This window comes from Pseudomonas lundensis, from assembly GCF_002269125.1.
GTDB classification, from domain to species: domain Bacteria; phylum Pseudomonadota; class Gammaproteobacteria; order Pseudomonadales; family Pseudomonadaceae; genus Aquipseudomonas; species Aquipseudomonas lundensis_A.
Genome location: NZ_NQKI01000071.1, coordinates 1 through 3817, shown reverse-complemented (window position 1 = coordinate 3817; position 3817 = coordinate 1). Strand labels below are relative to the sequence as shown.

At 55.1% G+C, this 3817-nt stretch carries 4 protein-coding genes and 3 pseudogenes; 3 read left to right on the top strand and 4 right to left on the bottom strand.

The genetic code is table 11. The features are described 5' to 3' along the window. Window positions 1-349, bottom strand: a pseudogene (locus CJF39_RS22345) (DDE-type integrase/transposase/recombinase); the annotation flags it as partial. A 103-nt stretch (window positions 350-452) separates the two neighbouring features. Between CJF39_RS22345 and tnpA the strand changes: the two are divergent. The 3 genes from tnpA to tnpC all read left to right on the top strand — a co-directional run bounded on the left by tnpA (window position 453) and on the right by tnpC (window position 2747). Then, complete coding sequence (gene tnpA / locus CJF39_RS22340; protein WP_249275420.1) at window positions 453-788, top strand: IS66-like element accessory protein TnpA; 336 nt, start codon at window positions 453-455, stop codon at window positions 786-788. Then, window positions 785-1120, top strand: coding sequence for an IS66 family insertion sequence element accessory protein TnpB (gene tnpB, locus CJF39_RS23440; protein ID WP_094995336.1), 336 nt, complete (start codon window positions 785-787; stop codon window positions 1118-1120). The genes tnpA and tnpB overlap by 4 nt, the downstream gene beginning before the upstream one ends. 61 nt (window positions 1121-1181) lie before the next feature. Next, entirely contained in the window at window positions 1182-2747 is a 1566-nt protein-coding gene (tnpC, locus tag CJF39_RS22330; RefSeq protein WP_094995335.1) for an IS66 family transposase, read from the top strand. A gap of 27 nt (window positions 2748-2774) precedes the next feature. Here the strand turns inward: tnpC and CJF39_RS22325 are convergent, their stop codons facing one another. The 3 genes and pseudogenes from CJF39_RS22325 to CJF39_RS22315 form a co-directional block, all read right to left on the bottom strand. Beyond that, window positions 2775-3185 carry an NUDIX hydrolase gene (locus tag CJF39_RS22325; RefSeq protein ID WP_080944598.1) on the bottom strand — a complete coding sequence of 137 codons (411 nt, stop codon included), beginning with the start codon at window positions 3183-3185 and terminating at the stop codon, window positions 2775-2777. A 122-nt stretch (window positions 3186-3307) separates the two neighbouring features. Beyond that, window positions 3308-3442 (bottom strand): annotated as a pseudogene (locus CJF39_RS22320) (IS3 family transposase); the annotation flags it as partial. A 10-nt stretch (window positions 3443-3452) separates the two neighbouring features. After that, window positions 3453-3743, bottom strand: a pseudogene (locus CJF39_RS22315) (integrase core domain-containing protein); the annotation flags it as partial. Window positions 3744-3817 lie beyond the last annotated feature (74 nt).

Here is a 3817-nt window from a genome sequence, read left to right as displayed (position 1 = left end):
CAATTTTTGCATCCATCCTGCGGATCGTCCCATAAACACCTCGATCAAGGTGTTGCGACGACCAGTTGAATCCGCCCTGACTGCCTTGGTCTGAGTGAATCATCACTTGCTGCTGTGGCTTGCGTCGCCACACGGCCATCAGCATGGCGTCGATGGCCAGGTCGCTGCTCATTCTGGGCTTCATTGACCAACCAATGACTTGGCGGGAGAACAGATCCAGCACTACCGCCAGGTACAGCCACCCTTCATAGGTGCGGATGTAGGTGATATCGGTCACCCAGACTTTATTCGGCTCACTGACCTTGAACTGCCGGGCCAGATGGTTGGGGGATGCCACTGTTGGTTTTCCGTATCCGTCCGGCCAAGTCATCTACCCAGCCCCGCAAAGCCAAGACATGGTGTGCACTTAAATTTAAGTGGGCACCAGTTCTAGCCTTTTAAGCGGGTATTTCATGCAGCCACAACGTCGTTCCTACTCCAAGTCCTTCAAAGCCCAGGTCATTCAAGAGTGTGCCCAGCCCGGCGCTTCGATTGCCAGCATCGCCCTCAGCCATAGCCTCAACGCAAACCTCGTCCACAAATGGATTCGGGTGCAAGCGCAGAAAAACACAGCGCTGCAACCTGCATTTATCCCGTTACCCATACAACAACTGGCCGGAGCTAATTCGCAAGCAGCATCATCGAGTATCTGCGTTGAAATCCAGTACCCGCGCGGCACCGTAAAATTGAACTGGCCAACCGAAAGTGCTGCTGCCTGCGCGACCTTTCTTCGAGACCTGCTGCGATGATCCGCATTGACTCCATCTGGCTCGCCACCGAGCTGATGGACATGCGCGCTGGCACCGAGACTGCGTTGGCCAGAGTGATCGCGGTGTTCGGTGCGGCGAAGCCGCACTGTGCTTATCTCTTTGCCAACCGCCGCGCCACTCGAATGAAAGTTCTGGTGCATGACGGATTCGGGATCTGGCTGGCTGCTCGCCGGTTGAATCAAGGCAAGTTCCACTGGCCAGGCATTCGCCATGGATCTGAAATGCAGTTAGATATCGAACAACTTCAAGCCCTGGTGTTAGGCCTGCCATGGCAACGCGCGGGCTCCAGCGGCGCGATCACACGGCTTTAACGTCTGCCATTAGCCTATCGGTCTATCGCCGCGAATTGCCTGGTCTGGCAAAATCGGCACCATGACTCTCCCCAATCTCGACCACCTAAATCCAGAACAACTGCGCGCTTTGGCGGCGCAGTTGATACAGCGTGTCGAGACGCTTGACCAGCAAGTCGAGACGATGGGCAGAACGGTCGAGACCATGGGCCAGAAGATCAACCGCGACCAAACGGTTATCGAAAAACTGACCCACGAGATCGCCCAACTCAAGCGTTTGAAGTTTGCCAAGCGCAGCGAGCAGTTGAATCCGCAGCAGACCAGCTTGCTCGATGATCTGATCGATACCGATATCGCGGCGATTGAAGCAGAGCTTCAGGCCTTGCAAACAGTGCCTGCGGCAACCGAGAACAAGCACAAGCCCAAGCGCACTGCATTACCGGCTGAGTTTCCACGCACACTGATCCATCACGAACCGGACCACACTCACTGTCCATGTGGCTGCGCCCTCAAGCGCATCGGCGAGGACGTCAGCGAGAAGCTGGACTATACGCCCGGCGTATTTACCGTTGAACGCCATGTGCGTGGCAAATGGGTCTGCGATGACTGCGAAACGCTGATCCAGGCCCCCGTTCCGGCGCAGGTTATTGATAAGGGCATCCCAACCGCTGGGCTGCTGGCCCACGTCATGATTGCCAAGTTTGCTGACCACCTGCCGCCTTACCGTCAGGAATCGATTTTTGGTCGAGCGGGCCTGGCGATTCCACGCTCAACCTTGGCTCAATGGGTTGGCGTGACTGGGGTTCAATTGCAGCCGCTGGTCGATGCGCTACGCGACGTGGTACTCGGGCAGCAGGTTATTCATGCCGATGAAGCACCCGTGCAAATGCTCATGCCGGGAACGAAGAAGACTCACCGTTCCTATGTTTGGGCCTACGCCACCAGCCAGTTCTCGGATGTGGCAGCGGTGGTTTATGACTTCAGCCCTAGCCGTGCCGGTGAACATGCTCGCAACTTCCTGCAAGACTGGAAGGGCAAGCTGGTCTGTGATGATTTTGGCGGTTACAAAGCCAGTTTCGAACTCGGTGTGACCGAGGTCGGCTGCATGGCCCATGCTCGGCGCAAATTCTTCGAGCTGCACGCTACGAATAAAAGCACGCTCGCTGAGCAAGCCTTGCGCTATATCCAGTTGCTGTACGAAATCGAGAGCGAAGCCCGCGATCTGGAGCCGGATTTACGGCGCCGAATACGGCAAGAAAAAACCGTCCCGGTAATGGACATGCTACATGCCTGGATGAGCGCCCAGCGCGATCTTGTGCCCGAAGGCTCAGCCATCAGCAAAGCACTCGATTACAGCCTGAAACGCTGGGCAGCGCTGTCGCGCTACCTCGATGACGGGGCTGTACCCATTGATAATAATTGGGCCGAGAACCAGATCCGACCATGGGCTCTTGGACGTAAGAACTGGCTCTTTGCAGGCTCGCTACGCAGCGGAAAACGGGCGGCGGCGATCATGAGTCTGATCCAGTCGGCGCGGCTGAATAGTCATGACCCGTACGCCTACTTGAAGGATGTTCTCACGCGCCTGCCGACGCAGCGGGCGAGTGAAATCGGTCAACTGCTACCTCATAGGTGGGCGCCGGCCTGACTGACTCAAGAAGAGCTGAATACACACTTAGACTTCAGCAAGGGTAGTCCTGAGAAAGCTTAAAGCATCCTTGAAAACCTGATGCCATCTTTCAGAAGGCTCACTCATTAGTGGATGCCAAAAAAATCTGAACTCATGGCCTCCATCATCTTCTGCAAAATGCACCCACGTATTGGGAAGGTCTTGGGCAACATGACACTCATGAAATACCCACGTGTGACCTGTTTCAATGGCACGCCACTCACCCAAATTTCGCCCTACTGCGGATTGAATCCCTGCCTCTTCTATCAGCTCTCGTACGGCAGCCAAGTCGGTTGACTCATCTGGTTCCACACTGCCCTTGACCAGTTGTAGCCCTGCCAATGGATGCTCAAATGCCAAGATCTCCAGCGTTTCACGGACTCGCAGAACCACAGGACAAGATTTATCTGCTCTCATGCCGTCACACCTTTTCCTGTTTCAACTAATCCTTAGGCAAGTCGGGAAGCATAGAGGAAGCAAGCCATCATCGAAACCGAATGACGCGAAGGCCTCGTCAAGGTGTGTTGCCTAGACGCTTACGGTTTTCCGCCATAAAACCCAGTACGACGGCGATAGCCCGTTTGCGAACGCAGCCCCTCTGCCTGCATCAAGCGACCGACTCGATTTCGCCCACAGATCTCTCCTAGCTCTCGCAGGTCATCGTGAATCTTGCGATTGTAGTGGTCAACTAATCCCGGACACGACGTTAAGTTTTTTCTCGGCCTGAGCCGGCGTTAGCCCGCCATTAAATTGATGAGGCCGTATCCAGTTGTAGCGATGCATCAAATAATGACTGATGTCTCGTTGTGCCTGCTGAACCGACATATAACCCACTGAAGGTATCCACTCGGTTTTCAAGCTGCGAAATACTCGCTCCATCGGTGAGTTGTCGTAACAATTGCCCCGGCGACTCATGCTCTGGCTGATGCGGTACCGCCACAGACGCTGACGGAAGTGGCGACTTCCATATTGGGCGGATTCAACCGGTCGTCGCAACACTGGATTGTTGTACAGACTTTAGATACTCATTCAGTGCTTCGGCAGGTGTT

Bases quoted from the DNA above. Each gene is read 5' to 3' on its own strand.
- tnpA (WP_249275420.1), top strand. From the start codon at position 453: ATGCAGCCACAACGTCGTTCCTACTCCAAGTCCTTCAAAGCCCAGGTC.
- tnpB (WP_094995336.1), top strand. From the start codon at position 785: ATGATCCGCATTGACTCCATCTGGCTCGCCACCGAGCTGATGGACATG.
- tnpC (WP_094995335.1), top strand. From the start codon at position 1,182: ATGACTCTCCCCAATCTCGACCACCTAAATCCAGAACAACTGCGCGCT.
- CJF39_RS22325 (WP_080944598.1), bottom strand. From the start codon at position 3,185: ATGAGAGCAGATAAATCTTGTCCTGTGGTTCTGCGAGTCCGTGAAACG.